Raw genomic sequence first — 20022 nt, 5'->3', positions numbered from 1 at the left:
CGCATCGGACCCGACGGTGACCGGCCGTACCGGCCGCGCCCGGCACCACCCACGCCGGCCGTCCCTGCGCGCGCAGCTCACGACGCTGTACGCCGGCCTGGTTCTGGCCGTCGTCGTCCCGATGCTGCTGTTCGCCGGCTTCCTCTTCGGGAGGGACCGGATCCGCCTCCGGGCCGGGGACAGCGCCCCTCCGCCCGACACCGCCCCCCAGCAGGTCGATGCCGCGCTCGTGATCAGCGCGATCATCATCGTGGTCCTCACCGTGCCGATCGCGTGGTGGCTGGCCGGGCGCATTCTCCGCCCGCTGCGCGCCATGACCGTGACCGCCCAGGAGATCTCAGCCACCAACCTCAACCGGCGACTCGGTCTGCGCGGCCCGGACGACGAGCTGACCAAGCTGGGGCGCACCCTCGACGACCTGTTCGAGCGGCTGGACTCCTCGTTCGCGGCGCAGCGCCACTTCGTAGCCAACGCCTCGCATGAGCTGCGCACCCCGCTGGCCGGTCAGCGCGCCGTACTCCAGGTCGCGCTCGCCGACCCCGACGCGAGCGAGGCCAGCCTGCGAGCCGCGTGCGAGGAAGCACTCGGTCTCGGCGAGCGGCAGGAACGTCTGATCGGCGCCCTGCTCACGCTGGCGGAAGGACAGAAGGGCCTCGATCACCGGGAAGTGGTCGACCTGGCCGATGTCACCAAGGGGGTGATGCTGTCACGCCGTGCGGAGGCCACCCGGCGAACCATCACGGTTCAGGCATCGCTGGACCCGACACCGATCAGCGGTGACCCCGACCTGATCGCCAGCATGATCGGCAACCTGGTCGACAACGCGCTCCATCACAACGTTCCCGACGGACACGTCACCATCGCCACCGAACTCACGAATGGTCGCGCCCGCCTATCGGTCGGCAACACCGGCCCAACCATCCGATCGCAGGATCTACGACGGCTTTTCCAGCCGTTCCAGCGACTCGGTACCCAACGAACCCACACCGCCGACGGCCACGGACTGGGCCTGGTCATCGTGCAGGCCGTCGCCGAAGCACACGGCGCGAAGCTGACGGCCCACCCACGCCCCGGGGGCGGCCTGGACGTGGCGATACTGTTCGACTGATTCCATCCGACCAACGCCTCCCGCCCCTCACGGCCGGAGACCGACACCGCTGCGCAGGGCGTCGAACAGTCGCTCAAGCCGGGCCCGCTGCCCCCCACCGGGCCTGCGCCACGGAAGTGCGGGATCCGAGTATGGGCCGGGATCTCACGCCGGCGACGCTACGGCCTGTACGCGGCGCGCGACGGCCGGCATCAGGGCGAAGGCGAACACCGCGCACAGGATGCCCGTCGCGGCGCAGGCCCACCACAACATCCCTGACTGGAACAGCACGGCGCCGACGGCCGGGCCGGCGAAGCGGGCGATGGAGGTGGTCCAGCCGTACAGGGCCTGGTAGGTGCCGTGGGCTCCCTCGGGTGTGAGGTCGGCGATCAGCGCCGCCTCGAAGCCCGCCATGCCGATCTCGCCCATCGACCACAGCACCACTGTGGCCACGTAGTGCCAGGGCCGGCTGGCCACGCCGGTCAGGGCCAGGCCGAGACCCACCACGGTCATGGACAGGCCGAGGACCGGCAGCCTGGGCAGACGCGACAACCATGAGACGAGCAGCGGCTGGAAGATCACCACGATGGCGCCGTTGACTGTGACGAGCAGCCCGTACAGGGTGGCCGGGAGCCCGTCGGCGGCCAGCGCCAAGGGCAGCGCGTAGGCGGCCTGGGCGTAGAGGATCAGGCCGATCAGCAGGAAGACGAGCGCTGCCATCAGCATGTGATCGCGTGCCGCGAGCGCGTAGCCGTCGCGGGTGGAATCGGCGCTCGCGGTGTCATGGCCGCGGGGGACGCCGACGGCCACGATCACGGCGAAGGCGAGGCTGGTGGTCACGTCCAGAACGACCAGGAGCCAGAAGCCGTGGGCGAGCAGGAGTCCGGCGACGGCGCCCGCGGCGGCGGTGCCCACGTTGACCGCCCAGTGCATGAGCCCGAATGCCTTCGGCCGCAGGCGCGGCGGAGTGGTCTCGGCGACCAGCGCCGAGGCGGCGGGCCTGTAGACGTCGCCGGCCAGCCCCATGGCCAGGGCCGCGGTCATCAGCCAGGGCAGGTTGCCGGCCGCCGCGACGAGGATCACGCAGGCCGCGGTGGCGAGCAGGCCGCCGATCAGGGTGGCGCGGCGGCCGAACCGGTCGGCCAGGTAGCCGCCCAGCGGCTGCCCGCCCAGACTACCCAGCCCGTACGCGGAGACGACGGCGGCGATCTGGGCGGCCGCGTAGCCTCGGCCGGTCAGGAAGAACACCAGGAACGGCAGCACGACGCCGCCGAACCTGTTGACCAGCTGACCGGAGAACAGCAGCCAGAACACCTTGGGGAGCCCCTGGAACACGGTGGGGCGGGCGGGAGCCGTGATCGTCATGAGTGCATGGTGTGGTGACGCACGCCGCCCGGCGACACATTCGGCCTGCGCCGAATCAATCGCCCAGCAGGGCCTGGGCGCGGGGCGTGCGGACGTAGAGCATGCCCCGGCCGACACGGTGCTTGGTCACCAGACCGGCCGACAGCAGCAGGGTGAGCTGTTCCGAGACGCTCGCGGGGGCCAGGCCGGTGCGGCGGGACAGGTCCGTGGTGGAGGCGGGGGCGTCGAGCTCACCGAGCAGCAGTGCGCGGGAGCGGCCGATGACGGCGGCCAGCGCGTCGGGGGCGGGCGCGGTGCCGCGTTCCCACAGGGTGGCGATGGCACGCACCGGATAGGTGATGGCCGCCTGGCCGGGAGAGTCGGTGCGGTAGAGCAGTTCGGGCCAGACGAAGACGGACGGGGCCAGCAGCAGGCCCTCGCCGTTCAGCGTCCGGGACAGTTCCTCCGGACGCTCCTCCAGGTAGAGGGTGCGATCTTCCCAGCGGATGGCCGGGTGCATGTCCGCGAACACCCCGGCAGGGCCGCGTTCGGCGAACTGCCGGGCGCGGTAGAGCAGGTCGCCTTCGAGCAGGTTGCGCATGCGCGCCCAGTGCGGTGCCATGGCGAGCCGCCAGTAGGCCTCGATGGCGCGCACCAGCCGGTCGAGGCCCGAGGCGGGATCCCGGTACAGCTCCAGGGCGCAGCCGGTCAGCGAGCCCGGGGTCTCGTCGGCCATGCGGCCGAGGTCCGTGCGAATGATCTCGTGGGGGGTAGCGCGCAGGACCGCCAGTTCGCCGGCCAGGTCCGGGGTCGGGCTGGTGGGGACGGGGCACAGGAAGTCCGGGATGTACGGGCCGCCGGGGACGAGGTCGAGCAGGGGGGCCAGATCACCGCCGAGTTGGAAGCGGACCTGCTTGAACCACGGCAGATGCAGGACGCGCCCGGCGGGAGTACGCAGCGCGTGGACGCCGGTGGAGACCTCCCTGAGCGGGGAGTACGCGAACCTGATCGAGGTCAGGTCGTAGGCGGAGAACGCCACGGTGAGCATGCCGCCAGGACTCCTCGGATTCGGCCGCGGCCGAATGTATCGCAGGGGCCCGCGATCAGGCCACAGCATGGAGCCCGCAACGACGCGCCCCACCGCAGGAGCTCTCGATGCGCCACTCGACCCGCCACTAGGAGAACACCATGCGCAAGGTCGTGCTCTACCACCTGATGTCGCTCGACGGCGTCGCCTACGAAGACGGCGACTGGCTCGCCGACGACGGCCCCCAGCTGGTCGCCTACCTCAGCCGGGTCATCGCCACCCAGGACGACGTCCTGCTGGGACGCGGGACCTACGACTACTGGGCCGGGCACTGGCCCAAGTCGGACTTCCAGCCGTTCGCCGACTTCATCAACGGCACCCGCAAGCACGTCGTCACCTCCAGCGCGCCCACGCAGGAATGGGCGAACTCCACCCTGGTCACCACCCCCGCGCACGACTACGTGACCGCCCTGAAGCAGGAATCCGGCGGCGACATCGGCATCCACGGCAGCATCGAACTGGCCCGCTCACTGCTGCAGGCCGGGCTCGTCGACGAACTACGACTGGTCGTCGCGCCGGCCGTGGTCGGCCACGGCAGGCGAGTGTTCGAGGGCGACGACGTTCAGTCGTGGAAGCTGCTCGATGTCGAACGAGGCAAGAACGGCACGTTGTTCCTGGACTACAGCCGCTGAGACATCATCCAGGGCACCACCACCACCACGACCCCAGAGGCCGTCATTGGATCGCCTGTCCCCTGTGCGGGGCCTCCCTGTGGTTGCGGCCGGCTTCCGGTCGCCACCCGGGGAACGAGGGTGGCGGGGTCGCTTTTCCGGCATAGCGGGGCAAGCAGACTCCTACTTTCCCGTGACATCGCGGGCGCGGAGGCGGACGTCCTCTCCTGCGGCGGCCACATGGTCACGCGTTGGGAGGAGCTCATGGAGATCTCGGGGGACGGCGCGGGGAACCGCGTGGCCCGGCTCGCGGGTGGGCGGGACCAGGTGGGGCGGGCGCGCAGGCTCGTGTCGGCCGCGCTCGGGCGCGGCCATCCCCGGCACGACGACTGCGTGCTGCTGACCAGCGAGATCGCGACGAACGCGGTCGTCCACTCCCGCTCAGGGGACGGCGGCACCTTCACCGTCACCGTCTCGTGCCTGCCCGACCGCGTGCGGGTCTGCGTGGAGGACGACGGCTCGGCCGGGCCGCCGTGCGCCGGTCATCCGCTCCCCAGCGGGTCGAGCCAGGGCGGTCGCGGCCTGCCGCTGCTGGACCTGCTGGCCGACCGGTGGGGGCTGGTCCGCGAGGGAGGCCGCAACGAGGTGTGGTTCGAGGTCTGGTCCGACGGCGACCGGCGCTCCGCCGCGCTCGCCCGCCCTCGGCCATCCGCCTGGGTGCGACCGGCGGTGGCGACGCGCGGCGCGACCTCCGGCTGACCCGGTCCTTCCGCTTCCCCGTCACGGGCGGCACCGCCGCACGCGCCAGCCGGGGAGCCGTGCGCCCAATTAGGGGCCTCTATACGGCATCGGCACCCGTTTCGGTGGTACTACACCCACGTCGGGTGATTTTTTAGGCAAGGAAAGGGGCAAAACCAACTTAATAAATCGGGAAAGTAGGAGGACTCCCATGGCCCTGCCCGACTTCCTGGTCATCGGGGTGCCGAAGGCCGGCACCACGGCCCTGCACGCGGCACTGGCCCGCCATCCCCGGCTGTTCATGTCCCCCGTGAAGGAGCCGAAGTTCTTCCTCACCGACGGCCCGCCTCCGGCGAAGGGCGGGCCGGGGGACGCGGAGACCTACCGCGAGCACGTGTGGCGGCGCGCCGACTATGAGGCGCTGTTCGCGGGCGCGCCGCCGGGGGCGCTGCGCGGCGAGTCCACCCCCTTCTACCTGTACGACCGCGCGGCCCAGCGGAGGATCCGCGAGGCGATCCCGAACGCGAGACTCATCGTCTCGCTGCGCGACCCCGTGGAGCGCGCCCATTCGAACTGGACCCACCTGTGGTCGGCCGGCCTGGAGCCGATCGGCGACGTCATCGAGGCGTGCGCGGCGGAGAAGCGGCGGATCGCCGACGGCTGGTCGCCGTTCTGGCACTACGTCGGCCTCGGCCGGTACGGCGAGCAGCTCGAGCACCTGTTCACGCTGTTCCCCCGCGAGCACGTGCTGGTTTTCCGCTACCGCGACCTGGTCGACCGCCCCGCCGCCACGCTCGACCGGATCTGCGCGTTCCTCGGGGTGGAGCAGGGGCTGATCGGCGAGGTGCCCAGGGAGAACGTCACGGCCCACCCACGGCACAGCCGCAGGCACCGGATCCTGGCCCGGCTCGCCCGGCTCGGCGATCCGCTGCTGGGCCAGCGGCTCACCGCGCCTCTGGAGCGGGTGCTACAGCGCAACGGGCAGCCCCGGCGGCCGCTCACCTGGGAGCAGCGCCAGGAACTGCTTGCCTACTTCGCCGCCGACATCGCGCTGCTGCGCGACCTGCTCGGCCGCGACTCCTTCGGCGAGGACTTCGGCGACTGGCTGCGCCCGCGGGAGCGGTCGGGCGGCCTGGTCGGCGCGCGGCCGTCCGGCCAGCGGCAGGCCCGCAACGGCCGCCTCAGGAGCGCCTCCGACCCCGCCCGGCCGCCCGGCGCGGACGGCCCGCCGGGAGGCGATCCCGTCGGGGCGTGAACCGCACCCGAGCTTCCACCCGCGGAAACCGCGCCGGATCAGCGCAGCTCGGTGCGCAGCTCGTGGCCCCCGTCGGCGCGGGTCAGCTCGTAGTACAGGCGGTGGCCCCCGGCCACGGGCACGATCGACAGGTAGCGCAGTCCTCCCCCGCCGTGCTCCGACTGGGCGACGGGGGCGGTTCCGGTGGCGGTGAGCGTGGACGGGTCGGGGCCGATGGCCACGCCCGTGCGCTCCTCGTAGTTCTCCTCCGCCGACGCGCGGCCGTCGTAGTACGCGATGACGGTCCCGCCGCTGAACGTGACCGCGCTCACCCGCACGCCGCGCGAGTCCCACTCGCCCGGCCGCCGGTCGAGCGCGGTCCCCTGCCAGGTCCACTCGACGCCGTCGGCGCTGGTGGCGTAGTCGGTCACCATCTGGTCGGCCTGGTCGGGGTCCTCCAGGGGGTGGCAGGACGCCCACAGGTGCCACACACCGCCGTGATGGAGGATCACGGGGTCCTTGACGCCGGTCTTGAGGTCGCCGGGCAGCACAACCCGCGCGTCGGCGGGGTCGAACTCCGCCGGCCCGGCGGCCTCGATCATCTCGACCCGCCAGTGCTTGGTGCCGTACGTGGCGCAGCTCAGGTACAGGCGCCACCTGCCCTCCGGCGTCACCACGAGCGTCGGGCGCTCCAGCGACTCGGTCTTCATCTCCTCTTTGGTGATCGTGAGGATCTTCTCGAATCGCTCGCCGTCGGCCGAGCGGGCGATCTCCACGGCGTACCCGCGCCCGTCGCCGAGCGGCCGGCGCAGCCGGTAGGCCAGGTAGATCCATCCGTCCCGGCTCACGGCGCTGGGCGCGCCCGCCCAGAATCCGGGCCCGTCTCCGGGCGGAGGAACCGCGACGACTGACCGTTCCGGCTTCGGTGCGAACACGTCTCTTCTCCGTAGTGAGCGACGACGGTGGGCGGGGCCGGCTCGCGCCGGCCCTTCTTGGCTGTAGTGACTTACCAGCGGCCCGGCGGGAGGCCAAGTGTCCTCGCCATCGGACGGCCATGTCTATACAAAACCCGCTTGCTTTGCGGGTTTTGTCAGGATAGGGCAGACCTCCTACTGCGCGCGCCCCCTACCTGCGGAAAAGTCGGGTGAACCCGGAACGGGACGGCGGCGTATCTCCGGGCGTAAGGGCATGCCGACACAGTTCTGACCACTCTCAGGAGGCCCCATGCGGGCACGTATCGTCACGCTCTGCGCCGCGCCGCTCGCGCTGGCGCTCGTCGGCGCGGCACCGGCCCACCCCGCTTCGTCCCCCCACGCCTCCCGCTCCGGGCCGGGCTCCGGCCACCAGGTCGACCCGGCCGCGAACCGGTCCGCGAACACGGCGCGCACGCCCGCCAGGTTCGCCGAGGTCGACCTGGTCTCCGACGTGGCGGGCAGGGCGGCCCTCACCGACCCCGAACTGGTCAACCCCTGGGGCCTCGCGATGGGCGCCACCCTCTGGGTGTCCAACGCGGGAACGGGCACGGCGACCGTCTACACCGGAGGCGCGGGGACGGCCAGGAAGGCCCCCACCACTGTGGCGATCCCCGGCGGCACCCCGACCGGCCAGGTGGCGTACACGGGCGACGCCTTCACGATCAAGGGAAAGGCCGGCACCGCGCCCGCCTCGTTCATCTTCTCCAGCCCGAGCGGCGCCATCACCGCCTGGAGCGCCAAGGCCGATCCGCGCAACGCGGTCATCGCCGCGTTCACCCGCGGCGCCGACTACAAGGGCCTGGCGCTGATGAACACCGACCGGGGCACGTTCCTGCTCGCACCGTCCTTCTCCCACGGCTCCGTCCACGTCTTCGACGACGACTTCCGGCGGGTGCGGCTGTCGCGCCGCCAGTTCCGCGACCCGTTCCTGCCCGTGCACTACTCCCCCTTCAACATCGAGATCGTGGGAACCTCGGTCCTCGTCGCGTACGCCAGGCGGGACCCCGAGACCGGCAAACCGGTGGCAGGCCGGGGCAACGGGTTCGTCAGCCGGTTCACCGCGAGCGGCCGCTTCGTGCGGCGCCTCGCCTCTCGCGGCCCGCTGAACGCGCCGTGGGCGATGACGCTCGCCCCCGGCGGGTTCGGCGCGTACGCCGGGGCACTGCTGGTCGGCAACGTCGGCGACGGATGGATCAACGCGTACAACCCGAGGACCGGCCGCTACCTCGGCCCGCTGCGCGGCGCGGACGGCAGGGCGATCGCCGTCGAGGGGCTGTGGGACCTCGAACCCGGCACGGCCGGCAACGGCGGCGCCGACGCGGTGTGGTTCTCCGCCGGCATCTCCAAGGCGCAGCACGGCCTGCTCGGCCTGATCCGCCCGGCCACGGCCGCGGGCGCGGCCTCGCCCGCTCCGACGCCCACGCCCTCGCTCTCGGTCAGGCCGGCGCCGTCGCACTCCCACCCGACCGGCGGCTACGGCTATTGAAAGCGCTGCTCACCGCGACCGGCCGCGGGACACGCCCACCCGAGGCCGGTCGCCCACACCAGGGAGCGGTATGAATTTAGACATGGACAAGGCAGACATCGGAGTGACGGGCCTGGCGACCATGGGTCGCAACCTCGCCCGGAACTTCGCCCACCACGGTCACGTGGTCGCGGTGCACAACCGCACGGAGAGCCGTACGACCCGGTTCATGGAGGAGCACCGCGACGAGGGCGCGTTCCTGCCCGCGGGCACGATCGAGGAGTTCGTGGCCTCCCTCGAACGGCCCCGCAAGGCGATCATCATGGTCAAGGCCGGGGCGCCCACCGACGCCGTGATCGAGGAGCTCGCCGCCGTCATGGAGCCGGGCGACATGATCATCGACGGCGGCAACGCCCACTACATGGACACCCGCCGCCGGGAGGCCGCGCTGCGCGAGCGGGGCATCCACTTCGTCGGCACCGGTATCTCGGGCGGCGAGGAGGGCGCGCTCAACGGCCCGAGCATCATGCCCGGCGGCGACGCCGAGGCGTACGAGACGCTCGGCCCCCTGCTCGAGGACATCGCGGCGAAGGTCGACGGGGTGCCGTGCTGCGTGCACGTGGGCCCCGACGGCGCCGGCCACTTCGTCAAGATGGTGCACAACGGCATCGAGTACGCCGACATGCAGCTCATCGCGGAGTCGTACGACCTGCTCCGGCAGGCCCTCGGGCTGAACCCGAAGGAACTGTCCGACGTCTTCCGCGAGTGGAACCGGGGCGACCTGGAGTCGTACCTCATCGAGATCACCGCCGAGGTGCTGGGCCACACCGACGCCGCCACGGGCAAGCCGTTCGTGGACGTCGTGCAGGACCAGGCCGAGCAGAAGGGCACCGGCCGCTGGACCGTGCAGAGCGCCCTCGACCTCGGCGTCCCGGTCACCGGCATCGCCGAGGCCGTGTTCGCCCGGGCGCTGTCGGGGCACCCCGAGCAGCGGACCGCCGCCCGATCGCTCACCGGCCCCTCCGGCACGGCCGGTGACTCCGGCCTCGTCGAGGACGTGCGGCGGGCGCTGTACGCCTCCAAGATCGTCGCGTACGCCCAGGGGTTCGACCAGATGGCCGCCGCGAGCGCGGAGTACGGCTGGGATCTGAACCTGGGCGAGATGGCCACGATCTGGCGCGGCGGCTGCATCATCAGGGCGCGCTTCCTCGACCGGATCAGGGCGGCGTACGACGCGGACCCGAACCTGCCGACGCTGCTGGTGGACCCGACGTTCGCCCAGGCGCTGGAGGAGGCCCAGGAGTCCTGGCGGCGGGTCGTGGCGACGGCGGCGACGATCGGGGTGCCCACGCCGGGCTTCTCCTCGGCGCTCGCCTACTACGACGGGCTGCGCCGCGACCGGCTCCCGGCGGCGCTGCTGCAGGGGCTGCGTGACTTCTTCGGCGCCCACACCTACCGGAGGGTCGACCGGGAGGGCTCCTTCCACACCGACTGGTCGGGAGACCGGGCCGAGCGGCCCGCCTGACCACCCCGGAAAACGCGGTACGGCGCACGCCCGCGCGGGGGCGTGCGCCGTACCGGCGCTTGTATCAGGTCACTCGAAGGCGGCGGCCGCCATCGGCTCCGCCTTCTCGCCGCCGGCGGCGCCGGGAGCGCCGCTGCGCAGCGGGACGTGCTTGATGAAGGCGGCGATCACCGGAACCAGCGCGGCGAACAGGACCGACCACAGGAAGACCGACCCGATCGCGTTGGCGAGCGCCTCCAGGAACCCCGCCTTGACCGGCGGCGCCATCTGCTCGAGCATCTTCGGGTCGATCTGGCCGCCGCCGGAGCCCGCCAGTGCGGAGGCCTTCGCGCCGAACTTGGCGGTGATCTCGTCGGCGAGCCGGTTGTTGAAGATGGCGCCGAACAGCGAGATGCCGAACGACCCGCCGATGGAGCGGAAGAACGTCGAGGCGCTGCTGGCCACGCCGATGTCCTTCTGCTCGACGCTGTTCTGGGCGATCAGCATGGTCGTCTGCATCAGGAAGCCCATGCCGAGGCCGAGGACGGCGATGTAGACGCCGGTCCGCCAGGACGGGGTGTGGACGTCCTGCGTCGACAGCAGCCACACGCCGATGGCCATGATCACGCCACCGATCACCGGGAAGCTCTTGTACCTGCCGGTCTGCGTGATCGCCTTGCCGACGAACAGCGACACGACCATGGACGAGGCCATCATCGGGAGCAGGAGCAGCCCGGAGTTGGTGGCCGTGGCGCCCTGCACGATCTGCTGGAACATCGGCAGGAAGGTGATCGCGCCGAACATCGCGAAGCCGAGCAGGAAGCCGAGCACGTTGATCAGCGTGAAGTTGCGGTTGGCGAACACGTGCAGCGGCAGGATCGGCTCGGCCGCCCGCCGCTCGACGGGGATGAACACGGCCAGCGCGACGACCGCCAGGGCGGCCAGCCCCAGGATCTGCCAGGAGCCCCACGGATAACCGTGCTTCTGACCGCCCCACGACGTGATCAGCACAATCGCCGTGATCGCCACGGTGAGGATGGCCGCACCGAGCCAGTCGATGCGGTGCTCGGTGCGGTGTCTGGGCAGGTGCAGCTTGAGGATCAGCCAGATCAGCGCCACGCCGCCGAGCGGGAGGTTCACGTAGAAGGCCCAGCGCCAGTTCAGGTTGTCGGTGATGAAACCGCCGACGAGAGGCCCCGCGATCATGGCGAGCGACATGATCGCCGCCATGATGCCCTGGTACTGACCACGCTCACGGGGCGGGACCAGGTCCCCGATGATCGACATCACCCCGACGATGAGGCCGCCGGCGCCGAGCCCCTGCAGCGCGCGGAAGGCGATCAGCTCGATCATGCCGTCGCCGGTGCCGCCGAACAACGACGAGCCGGCCATGCCGCACAGCGCGGAGCCGATCAGGAAGATGGCGATCGAGCTGAGGAAGATGTTCTTACGGCCGTAGAGGTCGCCGAGCTTGCCCCAGATCGGCGTCGAGACCGTGGTGCCCAGCACGTACGCGGTGGTGACCCAGGTGAAGTAGTCCAGGCCCTGAAGCTCCCCGACGATCCTCGGCATCGCCGTGCCGACGATCATGTTGTCCAGCATCGCCAGCATCATCGCCAGCATGAGGCCGGGTAAGACGATCATCACTTCCCGGGACCGGCCGGGCGCGGCCGCGGTCTCCGTGGTCATGGGTGCCCCCTTTGAAGAAAATTACTTACTTGCCGACAGGCTAGTGCCCGAGGCACGGTATTGTCCTTACTTGCCGGCCGTCAAGTTATTTGGGGACAGCAGCGAATGGGTGCTCATACCGACACACGCAGCCGCATCCAGGAGGTCGCGATCAGGCTCTTCACCGAGCAGGGATACGAGGCGACGTCGCTCCGGGAGATAGCCGAGGCCCTCGGCGTGACCAAGGCGGCACTCTACTACCACTTCCGCACCAAGGAGGACATCGTCGCCAGCCTGATCGAAGACCGCGTCAAGGCACTGGACGAGCTGATCGCGTGGGCGAACGGGCACCCCCGCACCCCGGAGACGCGCCGGGAGGTCATCCGCCGCTACTCCGCCCAGATGACCAGCGGACGCCACCACGAGGTCATGCAGTTCATGGACCGCAACAAGACGGCGCTGCAGGGCCATGCCAAGGTCGACCTGATGCGCGAGCGCATGGGCGAGCTGATGCAGACGCTGTGCGAGCCGGACGACCCGCTCCCGGTCAGGCTCAGGCGCTCGATGGCGCTGTTCGCGATGCACGCGGCCTGGTTCTTCATCCGAGACGAGTCGGCGACCGAGGAGGAGCGGGCCGCGGCGGGACTGCAGGTCGCCCTGGAATTGGCCGACGGCTCAGACGGTTGATCCCCCTCTGATGGGAAGGTGATCGACCATGCTTTTCGGACAGGAACACGTCAAGCGCTACATCGAGACCGACGGCGAGGAAGGCCACGACTGGCAGGGCACCACGGTGGCCATCCTCACCACGAAAGGCCGCAAGTCGGGGCAGCCCCGCAGCACCCCGCTGATCTACCAGCCGTACGACGACGCCTACCTGGTGGTCGCCTCCAAGGGCGGGGCCGACGAGCACCCGCTGTGGTACCTCAACCTCCAGGCCGAGCCTGAGGTGGAGTTCCAGATCAAGGGGGACAGGTTCAGGGCGCGCGCCCGTACGGCGACCTCCGAGGAACGACCGGACATGTGGCGGACGATGGCCGCCACCTGGCCCGCGTACGACGAGTACGCCACCAAGACCGACCGGGAGATCCCGATCGTCGTCATCGAGCGCGTGTAGGGCGCCACGCGCCCTGCCGGGATGCCGGGCACCGGCCGTCAGTCACCGGCCGGCGCCCGGTTCCCGTCGTCCACGGCGTGCAGGTGAACGCGCTCCCCGTCGTGGTCGAAGATGCTGAGGATCTCCACCGGCCCCTCGTGGGCGTCGATGATGTGCGGGGTCATGGTCGAGAACTCGGCGGCGTCCCCCGCCCGCACCAGAATGGTGCGCTCGCCCAGCTGGAGTCGGGCGGTGCCGGACAGCACGGTGAACCACTCACGGCCGGGGTGCACCTTCAGGCGCTCGGCGCCGGTCGGCCGGTCGGGAGTGATGCGCAGCTTCGCCACGGTCACGCCGTGGAGGGAGCGTTCGCGCGACAGGAGCCAGGTGGTCATGCCGGGCGCGTGAGAGGGCTCCGGCCTGATCACCACGTCCGCGTCGTCGGCGGACTCGACGAGCGCGTCGAGCGTGGTGTCGAGCGCCCGGGCGATCGGCACCAGCTGGTCGAGGGCGATCCTGCGGTGCCCGGTCTCGATGCGGCTCAGATTCGATGGGCTGATGTGGCAGCGGGCCGCGAGGGTGTCCAGGGACCAGCCCCGCGCCAGCCGCAGACCGCGGATGCGCTGCCGGACCACGCGATCCAGATCGACTTCTTGCTCCATAGGCAAGAGTGTATGTCGCAGGCGCATGGAGCGCCTAGCGTGATGCCATGACTCACGCTCACCACCATCACCCCCACCACGACGAGCCGGGACAGGCGGACATCCTCGACCTGGACGCGCGGGTGTTCGGCTCCCACCTGGACGAGCTGACCGGCTGGGTCCGGCGGCACGCCCCCGAGACGCCCCGGACGATCGCCGACGTGGGCGCCGGCACCGGCACCGGCACCATGGCGCTGGCACGGCGCTTCACGACGGCCGAGATCGTCGCGATCGACCAGTCGCCGGTGATGCTCGACCGCCTCCGTGCCACGGCGCACGCGCAGGGCCTGGACGACCGGCTGCGTGCCGTACAGGCCGACCTGGACGCCGGCTGGCCCCCGGTCGGCGCGGTCGACGTCGTGTGGGCGGCCTCCTCACTGCACCACGTCACCGACCCCGACCGGGTGCTGCGCGACATCCACGCGGCGCTCACCCCCGGCGGCCTGCTCGCGGTCGTCGAGATGGACGCGCTGCCGCGTTTCCTGCCCGACGACATCGGCGTGGGCTGTCCCGGTCTGGAGGCGCGCTGCCACGAGGCGGCGGCGCGGGCGGGCTGGAACGCGCACCCCGACTGGCGGCCCCACCTGGAGCGGGCCGGTTTCGAGATGGCGGACCAGCGCACCTTCACCGTCGAGGCGAGCCCGGCGCCGCCGGACGCCTGGCGCTACGCGCACGCCATGCTCAGCCGCTTCCGCTCCGCCTTCGACGGCCACCTCGCCGACGACGACCTCGGCGCTCTCGATCACCTGCTGGCCGGCGACCACCCCGGCGTCCTCCTCAACCGCCGCGACCTCACGGTGCGCGGCAGCCGGACCGTGTGGGCGGCCCGCCGCCCCTGAACCCGATTTCAGCGGAACATGACGAAGGAGTCAGCCCGATGACCACGGATATGACGTACGACGTCGCGATCGTCGGCGGCGGCGCGGCGGGCCTGAGCGCGGCCGTCGCGCTGGCACGCTCCCTGCGGCCGGTGCTCGTCGTGGACGCCGGCGAGCCGCGCAACGCGCCCGCCGACGGCGCGCACAACGTCCTCGCGCGGGACGGGATCCCGCCGCTCGAACTCCTCGCCGCCGGGCGGCGGGAGGCGGAGCACTACGGGGCGCGGATCCGCCACGACCGCGCCGTCGCCGCGCGTCGTCACGACGGCGGGTTCGAGGTGGATCTCGCGGGCGGCGGGACGGTGCGGGCCCGGCGCCTGCTGCTCGCGACCGGGCTGGTCGACGAGCTTCCCGACATCCCCGGAGTCCGGGAGCTGTGGGGAAAGAGCGTGCTGCACTGCCCGTACTGCCACGGCTGGGAAGTCCGCGGGCAGCGCATCGGGGTGCTCGGCACGAGCCTGCTCAACGTGCACCAGGCCCTGCTGTTCCGGCAGCTCAGCGAGGACGTCACGCTTTTCGCCCACCGGATGCCCGCCCCGGACGGCGACGCGCGGGCCCGGCTGGCCGCCCTGGACATCCGGGTCGTGAACGGCGCCGTCGCCCGGCTGCGCGTCGACGACGGCGTCCTGCGGGCCGTCGTCCTCGACGACACGCGCGAGTTCGGCGTGGACGTGGTGACGGTGGCGCCCCGGTTCGTCGCACGATCGGACCTGTACGAGCAGCTCGGCGGCACCCTCACCGAGCACCCTGCCGGAGCCTTCATCGCCACCGACCCGACGGGACGCACGGAGATTCCCGGCGTGTGGGCCGCGGGGAACTCCAGCGACCTCTCGGCGATGGTCGCGGCGGCGACGGGAGCCGGGGTCATGGCGGCCACCGCCGTCAACGCGGACCTCGTGGCCGAGGACGCCGCCGCCGCCGTCGAGGCGCGGGCCGCACGCTGATCCCCCGGCCCGGGAAGTGCCGGGCTCCTGGCACCGCCGGCAAGTGACTCGTGCGGCCGTCGGCGGTATCTTTCCCGCATGATCAGTCAGTGACGGGGGAGGTTCCGTGAGCGACGGCCGTACCGCCGAAATCATGCTCGCCGAGGCCCGTAAGGCCTTCTGGGTCATGGTCGGCTTCCTGGCGCTGATCTGGGTCGTGCAGGTGGCCAACTGGGCCTCTGGTTACTCGCTCAGCTACAGCTTCGGCATCAGGCCATGGGACGTCGAGCGGCTGCCCGGGATCGTCTCCGCGCCGCTTCTCCACTGGAGCTGGGCGCACATCGAGGGCAACTCCGGGCCGCTGTTCATCTTCGGGTTCCTCGCGGCCTACCGGGGCGTACGGCGCTTCCTCGGCGTGACCGGGCTGATCGCCGTCGCCAGTGGGCTCGGCTCGTGGTTCACCGCCGACTCCTCCACGGTCGGTGCGGGCGCGAGCGGGCTGGTGTTCGGCTACTTCGGGTACGTGCTCGTGCGCGGAGCCTTCGACCGGCACCTGATCGACATCGTCATCGGCCTGGTCATGGGCCTGTGCTTCGCCTACCAGTTCGCCGGCCTGCTACCGGCCGAGGGCATCGGCTGGCAGGCCCACGTCTTCGGCTTCGCGGGCGGCATCCTCGGCGGCTACCTGTTCCGCGACCGCGGCGGCACGGACGCTGGGAAGGACGCCGGGCGGAATGCCTCCGGCGGGACCGCGCCCGGCGACTCCCGATCCGCCCTGCTCAAGGAGATCGAGGACCTCGGTCTCTGACGCGTACGGTCAGGTCTCGCCCTGGTCGGGCGGGTGGAAAGGGATGGTGGCGGTGAGCGCGAACCCGCCCTCGGCGGTCGGGCCGTACGTGAGCCGCCCGCCCACCAGGGCGACGCGCTCGCGCAGGCCGGGCAGCCCGTAGCCGCCTCCCGCGTCGGCGGGCACCCGGACCGGCACGGCCCGGCTCTTGCCGCTGTTGACCACCGACACGTTCAGCACGCCGCCGTGGGCCTCGCAGACCACCTGCACGTCGGCCCCGGGCGCGTGTTTGCGAACGTTGTTGAGGCCCTCCTGGACGACGCGGTAGCAGGCGTGGCCGGCCTGCCGCGACAGCGTCTCCTCCGGCACGTCGTAGTGCAGGGCGACGCGCAGGCCGGTGGCCCTGCTCTCCTCGACCAGGCGCGGTATCCCCTCGACGCTCTCCGCCGAGGGCGGCAGGTCCCTGCGCCGCAGCGCCGTGAGCAGCTCGCGCAGCTCGGTCAGCGCCCGTACGCCCTTGTCCTCGATGTTCCTGGCCAGCTTGCGGATCTCGTCGAGCTCGTCGGCGTCCTGGATGAGGCCGGCGTTCAGGACCATCACGGTCACCGCGTGCGTGACCGTGTCGTGCAGCTCACCGGCGATGCGGCGGCGTTCCTGGGCGGCGGCGCGCTCCTCCCTCGCCCGCACGCCCGCCCGCAGATCCCGGATCATCCCGCGGTAGCGCCACACCCAGGTGCCCACCAGCGCGGGCAGGAAGATCAGCGTGACCGCCCGCACCGTCACGACGACGGGCAGCCGGTCCATGTAGGGGCTCGTGTAGTCGGCCAGCGCGTAGATCCCCGCGAGGACGGTGGTCACCCACGGCCATCGGCGCACCGTGTTCTGCGCCGTCATCGAGTACGCCGCCAGCATCAGCGGCATGGTCTGGCCCGCGAGCAGGGCGCAGGCGACGGTCGCCATGATCATCGGCCAGGCCACACTGCGCCGCGCCAGCATGGACACGGCCGCCGCGCCCGCCGTGGCGATCTGCGCCCACCACGGCACGGCGAGGAACGGCAGGGCCGGGAAGGAGCGGCCGAACACCACCGCCGGCACCGCGAAGGCGAGGACGGCGACGGCGAGCAGCACGTCGACCGCCGCCTCCCGGCGCGCGGCGAGCCCGGCCCACTTCTCCCCCATACCGCTAGTTTGTGGGTTTGACCTGCGGATTCGTGCAGCGCCACACCCCTTTGACGTAGCTGTGCCACACCTTGCCGTACGTCGGGCCGGTCGAAACAGTCTTGCGTCTTGGGCAGGATAAGAGGCGTGAGCGAAAGCATGAGCCTCCTCCGCCGTCTTCCGTCCGGCTCGGAACCCGACGCGCTGTTCGACGCGTTCGTGTCGTGGAACGCCGATCGGGGGCTCACGCTCTACCCCGCGCAGGAGGAGGCGCTGATCGAGGTCGTCTCCGGCAACAACGTGATCGTGTCCACGCCCACGGGCTCGGGCAAGAGCCTGATCGCCGCCGGGGCGCACTTCGCGGCGCTGGCCCGGGACGAGATCAGCTTCTACACCGCGCCGATCAAGGCGCTGGTGTCGGAGAAGTTCTTCGACCTGTGCGCGCTGTTCGGCACCGAGAACGTCGGCATGATGACCGGCGACGCCACCGTGAACGCCGACGCGCCCGTCATCTGCTGCACCGCCGAGATCCTCGCCCAGATCGCGCTGCGCGACGGCGCGGACGCCGACGTCGGCACCGTGATCATGGATGAGTTCCACTTCTACGCCGAGCCCGACCGCGGCTGGGCCTGGCAGGTGCCGCTGCTGGAGCTGCCGCAGGCGCAGTTCGTGCTGATGTCGGCCACGCTCGGCGACGTCGAGCGGTTCCAGACCGACCTCACCCGGCGCACCGGCCGCCCGACCAGTGTGGTCAAGCACGCCGAGCGCCCGGTGCCGCTGATCTACTCCTATCGGACCACTCCCCTGCACGAGACGCTGGAGGAGCTGCTGTCCACCCAGCAGGCCCCGGTGTACGTCGTGCACTTCACGCAGGCAGCGGCGATGGAGCGCGCCCAGGCGCTCATGAGCATCAACATGTGCACCAAGGCCGAGAAGGAGGCCATCGCCACCCTCATCGGCAACTTCCGCTTCACCACCCGCTTCGGCCGGGCCCTGTCCCGGCTCGTACGGCACGGCATCGGCGTGCACCACGCGGGCATGCTGCCGAAGTACCGCCGCCTGGTGGAGCGGCTGGCCCAGGCGGGCCTGCTGAAGGTCATCTGCGGCACCGACACGCTCGGTGTGGGGGTCAACGTCCCGATCCGCACCGTGCTGTTCACCGCGCTGTCGAAGTTCGACGGCACCAAGGTGCGGCGGCTGCGCGCGCGGGAGTTCCACCAGATCGCCGGGCGGGCCGGCCGGGCCGGTTTCGACACGGTCGGATACGTCGTCTGCCAGGCGCCCGACCACGTGATCGAGAACGAGCGGGCGCTGGCGAAGATCGGCGACGACCCCAAGCGGCGCCGCGGCTACGCGCGCAAGAAGCCCCCGGAGGGGTTCGTCGGCTGGAGCGAGGAGACGTTCGAGAAGCTCCAGACAGCCGAGCCCGAGCCGCTGACCTCCCGGTTCAAGGTCAGCAATGCCATGCTGCTGTCCATCATCAACCGGCCCGGCGACTGCTTCCAGGCGATGAAGCGGCTGCTCACCGACAACCACGAGGACCGCAAGGCGCAGCGCCGCCACATCAGCCACGCCATCGCGATCTACCGCTCGCTGCTGGCGGGCGGCATCGTGGAGAAGCTCGCCGAGCCCGACGAGCACGGCCGGATGGCCCGGCTCACCGTGGACCTGCAGGAGGACTTCGCGCTCAACCAGGCGCTGGCCACGTTCGCGCTGGCGTCCTTCGAGCTGCTCGACCGCGAGTCCCCGACGTACGCGCTGGACCTGGTCTCGATCGTCGAGTCGACGCTGGACGACCCCCGGCAGATCCTGCACGCCCAGCTCAACAAGGCCAGGGCCGAGGCGGTCGCCCAGATGAAGGCCGACGGCATCGAGTACGAGGAGCGGATGGAGCGCCTCGCCGAGATCACCCACCCGATGCCGCTGGCCGATCTGCTCTTCGGCGCGTACGAGACCTACCGGCGCGGCCACCCGTGGGTCGGCGACCACGTCGTCAGCCCCAAGTCGATCGTGCGCGACATGTACGAGCGGGCCATGACCTTCACCGAGTACATCCAGTTCTACGAGCTGGCCCGGTCGGAGGGCACGGTGCTGCGCTACCTGGCCGACGCCTACCGGACGCTGTCGAAGACGGTGCCCGAGCATCTGAAGACCGACGACCTCGTGGACCTCATCGAATGGCTCGGCGAGCTGGTGCGCCAGGTCGACTCCAGCCTGATCGACGAGTGGGAGAAACTGGCCAACCCCGCCGAGGCGCTGGCGGCCGGGGAGGAACTGGAGACCAGGACCCGCCCGGTCACCGCGAACGCGCGCGCCTTCCGGGTGCTGGTCCGCAACGCGATGTTCCGGATGGTGGAACTCGCCGCGCTGGACCGGGAGGAGGAACTGGTCGAGCTCTACCCGGACGTCGACTGGGGCGCGGGCCTGGACGCCTACTACGAGGAGCACGACGAGATCCTCACCGGCCCGGCCGCCCGCGGTCCCGCCCTCCTGCTCATCGAGGAGGAGAAGGAGCTGTGGCGGGTGCGTCAGATCATCGACGACCCGGCCGGCAACCACGACTGGGGCATCGGCGCCGAGGTGGACCTGGCCGCCTCCGACGAGGAGGGCCACGCCATCCTCCACGTCACCGGCCTCACCCGCCTCTAGGTGTACTGACCACGGACGTTGGTGACGTCGGTGGAGAAAAGCGACCTTGAGGTTGCATGGGTGAGGGCTTTCGTGGCTCGGTGTGTAGCGACCAAACCGCAGCACCGACCAGAAAGCC

18 protein-coding genes are annotated in these 20022 nt (G+C 71.1%); 12 read left to right on the top strand and 6 right to left on the bottom strand.

The genetic code is table 11. The features are described from left to right. The first annotated feature begins 16 nt into the window (after positions 1–16). Positions 17–1108 carry a sensor histidine kinase gene (locus tag IL992_RS35395; protein ID WP_319019031.1) on the top strand — a complete coding sequence of 364 codons (1092 nt, stop codon included), beginning with the start codon at positions 17–19 and terminating at the stop codon, positions 1106–1108. A 144-nt stretch (positions 1109–1252) separates the two neighbouring features. On the opposite strand, the gene IL992_RS35390 is transcribed toward IL992_RS35395, so the two are convergent. Both IL992_RS35390 and IL992_RS35385 read right to left on the bottom strand, forming a co-directional pair. Beyond that, entirely contained in the window at positions 1253–2452 is a 1200-nt protein-coding gene (locus IL992_RS35390) for an MFS transporter (protein ID WP_193207673.1), read from the bottom strand. Between the two features lie 55 nt (positions 2453–2507). Beyond that, positions 2508–3479 carry an ArsR/SmtB family transcription factor gene (locus tag IL992_RS35385; protein WP_193207672.1) on the bottom strand — a complete coding sequence of 324 codons (972 nt, stop codon included), beginning with the start codon at positions 3477–3479 and terminating at the stop codon, positions 2508–2510. A gap of 140 nt (positions 3480–3619) precedes the next feature. Here IL992_RS35385 and IL992_RS35380 point away from each other — a divergent pair, with 140 nt between their 5' ends. The 3 genes from IL992_RS35380 to IL992_RS35370 all read left to right on the top strand — a co-directional run bounded on the left by IL992_RS35380 (position 3620) and on the right by IL992_RS35370 (position 6122). After that, positions 3620–4150, top strand: a complete 531-nt coding sequence (locus IL992_RS35380) for a dihydrofolate reductase family protein (protein WP_193207671.1) — start codon at positions 3620–3622, stop codon at positions 4148–4150. Positions 4151–4369: 219 nt separating this feature from the next. After that, a complete protein-coding gene (locus IL992_RS35375) occupies positions 4370–4888 on the top strand; it encodes an ATP-binding protein (protein ID WP_226874349.1) in 519 nt (172 codons plus the stop codon). Positions 4889–5078: 190 nt separating this feature from the next. Then, the gene (locus IL992_RS35370; RefSeq protein WP_193207670.1) at positions 5079–6122 is read left to right on the top strand and encodes a sulfotransferase family protein; all 1044 of its coding nucleotides are present in this window, start codon (positions 5079–5081) and stop codon (positions 6120–6122) included. A 38-nt stretch (positions 6123–6160) separates the two neighbouring features. Here IL992_RS35370 and IL992_RS35365 read toward each other — a convergent pair whose 3' ends face one another. Further along, positions 6161–7036, bottom strand: a complete 876-nt coding sequence (locus IL992_RS35365; protein WP_193207669.1) for a hypothetical protein — start codon at positions 7034–7036, stop codon at positions 6161–6163. Positions 7037–7325: 289 nt separating this feature from the next. Here IL992_RS35365 and IL992_RS35360 point away from each other — a divergent pair, with 289 nt between their 5' ends. Further along, a complete protein-coding gene (locus IL992_RS35360; protein WP_193207668.1) occupies positions 7326–8561 on the top strand; it encodes a TIGR03118 family protein in 1236 nt (411 codons plus the stop codon). Positions 8562–8643: 82 nt separating this feature from the next. After that, the gene (gene gndA, locus IL992_RS35355; protein ID WP_193207667.1) at positions 8644–10065 is read left to right on the top strand and encodes an NADP-dependent phosphogluconate dehydrogenase; all 1422 of its coding nucleotides are present in this window, start codon (positions 8644–8646) and stop codon (positions 10063–10065) included. A gap of 69 nt (positions 10066–10134) precedes the next feature. On the opposite strand, the gene IL992_RS35350 is transcribed toward gndA, so the two are convergent. Then, the gene (locus IL992_RS35350) at positions 10135–11733 is read right to left on the bottom strand and encodes an MDR family MFS transporter (protein ID WP_193207666.1); all 1599 of its coding nucleotides are present in this window, start codon (positions 11731–11733) and stop codon (positions 10135–10137) included. 105 nt (positions 11734–11838) lie between these two features. On the opposite strand from IL992_RS35350, the gene IL992_RS35345 reads away from it, so the two are divergent. Further along, a complete protein-coding gene (locus IL992_RS35345) occupies positions 11839–12399 on the top strand; it encodes a TetR/AcrR family transcriptional regulator (RefSeq protein WP_193207665.1) in 561 nt (186 codons plus the stop codon). Between the two features lie 28 nt (positions 12400–12427). Beyond that, positions 12428–12829: a nitroreductase family deazaflavin-dependent oxidoreductase gene (locus IL992_RS35340; protein ID WP_193207664.1), complete on the top strand. Its 402-nt coding sequence runs from the start codon at positions 12428–12430 to the stop codon at positions 12827–12829. A 38-nt stretch (positions 12830–12867) separates the two neighbouring features. On the opposite strand, the gene IL992_RS35335 is transcribed toward IL992_RS35340, so the two are convergent. Next, positions 12868–13470 carry a helix-turn-helix domain-containing protein gene (locus tag IL992_RS35335; RefSeq protein WP_193207663.1) on the bottom strand — a complete coding sequence of 201 codons (603 nt, stop codon included), beginning with the start codon at positions 13468–13470 and terminating at the stop codon, positions 12868–12870. A 47-nt stretch (positions 13471–13517) separates the two neighbouring features. On the opposite strand from IL992_RS35335, the gene IL992_RS35330 reads away from it, so the two are divergent. The 3 genes from IL992_RS35330 to IL992_RS35320 all read left to right on the top strand — a co-directional run bounded on the left by IL992_RS35330 (position 13518) and on the right by IL992_RS35320 (position 16118). Continuing rightward, positions 13518–14348 carry a class I SAM-dependent methyltransferase gene (locus IL992_RS35330; protein ID WP_193207662.1) on the top strand — a complete coding sequence of 277 codons (831 nt, stop codon included), beginning with the start codon at positions 13518–13520 and terminating at the stop codon, positions 14346–14348. 38 nt (positions 14349–14386) lie between these two features. Beyond that, the gene (locus tag IL992_RS35325) at positions 14387–15331 is read left to right on the top strand and encodes an NAD(P)/FAD-dependent oxidoreductase (protein ID WP_193207661.1); all 945 of its coding nucleotides are present in this window, start codon (positions 14387–14389) and stop codon (positions 15329–15331) included. 106 nt (positions 15332–15437) lie between these two features. Continuing rightward, entirely contained in the window at positions 15438–16118 is a 681-nt protein-coding gene (locus IL992_RS35320) for a rhomboid family intramembrane serine protease (RefSeq protein ID WP_319019030.1), read from the top strand. A 9-nt stretch (positions 16119–16127) separates the two neighbouring features. On the opposite strand, the gene IL992_RS35315 is transcribed toward IL992_RS35320, so the two are convergent. Continuing rightward, complete coding sequence (locus IL992_RS35315) at positions 16128–17276, bottom strand: sensor histidine kinase (RefSeq protein ID WP_193207660.1); 1149 nt, start codon at positions 17274–17276, stop codon at positions 16128–16130. A 138-nt stretch (positions 17277–17414) separates the two neighbouring features. Here IL992_RS35315 and IL992_RS35310 point away from each other — a divergent pair, with 138 nt between their 5' ends. Beyond that, on the top strand, positions 17415–19904 hold the full coding sequence (locus tag IL992_RS35310; protein ID WP_193207766.1) for a DEAD/DEAH box helicase: 2490 nt from the start codon (positions 17415–17417) through the stop codon (positions 19902–19904). Positions 19905–20022: the final 118 nt, after the last annotated feature.

The organism is Microbispora sitophila (genome assembly GCF_014892245.1).
Classification (GTDB): domain Bacteria; phylum Actinomycetota; class Actinomycetes; order Streptosporangiales; family Streptosporangiaceae; genus Microbispora; species Microbispora siamensis.
The sequence above is the reverse complement of the archived record's forward strand: the minus strand, read 5'-3'. Positions and strand labels throughout refer to the sequence as shown.

Excerpts from the sequence above, each read along its gene's own strand:
- IL992_RS35390 (WP_193207673.1), bottom strand. The coding sequence starts at position 2,452 with ATGACGATCACGGCTCCCGCCCGCCCCACCGTGTTCCAGGGGCTCCCC.
- IL992_RS35385 (WP_193207672.1), bottom strand. The coding sequence starts at position 3,479 with ATGCTCACCGTGGCGTTCTCCGCCTACGACCTGACCTCGATCAGGTTC.
- IL992_RS35380 (WP_193207671.1), top strand. The coding sequence starts at position 3,620 with ATGCGCAAGGTCGTGCTCTACCACCTGATGTCGCTCGACGGCGTCGCC.
- IL992_RS35375 (WP_226874349.1), top strand. The coding sequence starts at position 4,370 with ATGGTCACGCGTTGGGAGGAGCTCATGGAGATCTCGGGGGACGGCGCG.
- IL992_RS35370 (WP_193207670.1), top strand. The coding sequence starts at position 5,079 with ATGGCCCTGCCCGACTTCCTGGTCATCGGGGTGCCGAAGGCCGGCACC.
- IL992_RS35360 (WP_193207668.1), top strand. The coding sequence starts at position 7,326 with ATGCGGGCACGTATCGTCACGCTCTGCGCCGCGCCGCTCGCGCTGGCG.
- gndA (WP_193207667.1), top strand. The coding sequence starts at position 8,644 with ATGGACAAGGCAGACATCGGAGTGACGGGCCTGGCGACCATGGGTCGC.
- IL992_RS35350 (WP_193207666.1), bottom strand. The coding sequence starts at position 11,733 with ATGACCACGGAGACCGCGGCCGCGCCCGGCCGGTCCCGGGAAGTGATG.
- IL992_RS35345 (WP_193207665.1), top strand. The coding sequence starts at position 11,839 with ATGGGTGCTCATACCGACACACGCAGCCGCATCCAGGAGGTCGCGATC.
- IL992_RS35340 (WP_193207664.1), top strand. The coding sequence starts at position 12,428 with ATGCTTTTCGGACAGGAACACGTCAAGCGCTACATCGAGACCGACGGC.
- IL992_RS35335 (WP_193207663.1), bottom strand. The coding sequence starts at position 13,470 with ATGGAGCAAGAAGTCGATCTGGATCGCGTGGTCCGGCAGCGCATCCGC.
- IL992_RS35330 (WP_193207662.1), top strand. The coding sequence starts at position 13,518 with ATGACTCACGCTCACCACCATCACCCCCACCACGACGAGCCGGGACAG.
- IL992_RS35325 (WP_193207661.1), top strand. The coding sequence starts at position 14,387 with ATGACCACGGATATGACGTACGACGTCGCGATCGTCGGCGGCGGCGCG.
- IL992_RS35315 (WP_193207660.1), bottom strand. The coding sequence starts at position 17,276 with ATGGGGGAGAAGTGGGCCGGGCTCGCCGCGCGCCGGGAGGCGGCGGTC.
- IL992_RS35310 (WP_193207766.1), top strand. The coding sequence starts at position 17,415 with ATGAGCCTCCTCCGCCGTCTTCCGTCCGGCTCGGAACCCGACGCGCTG.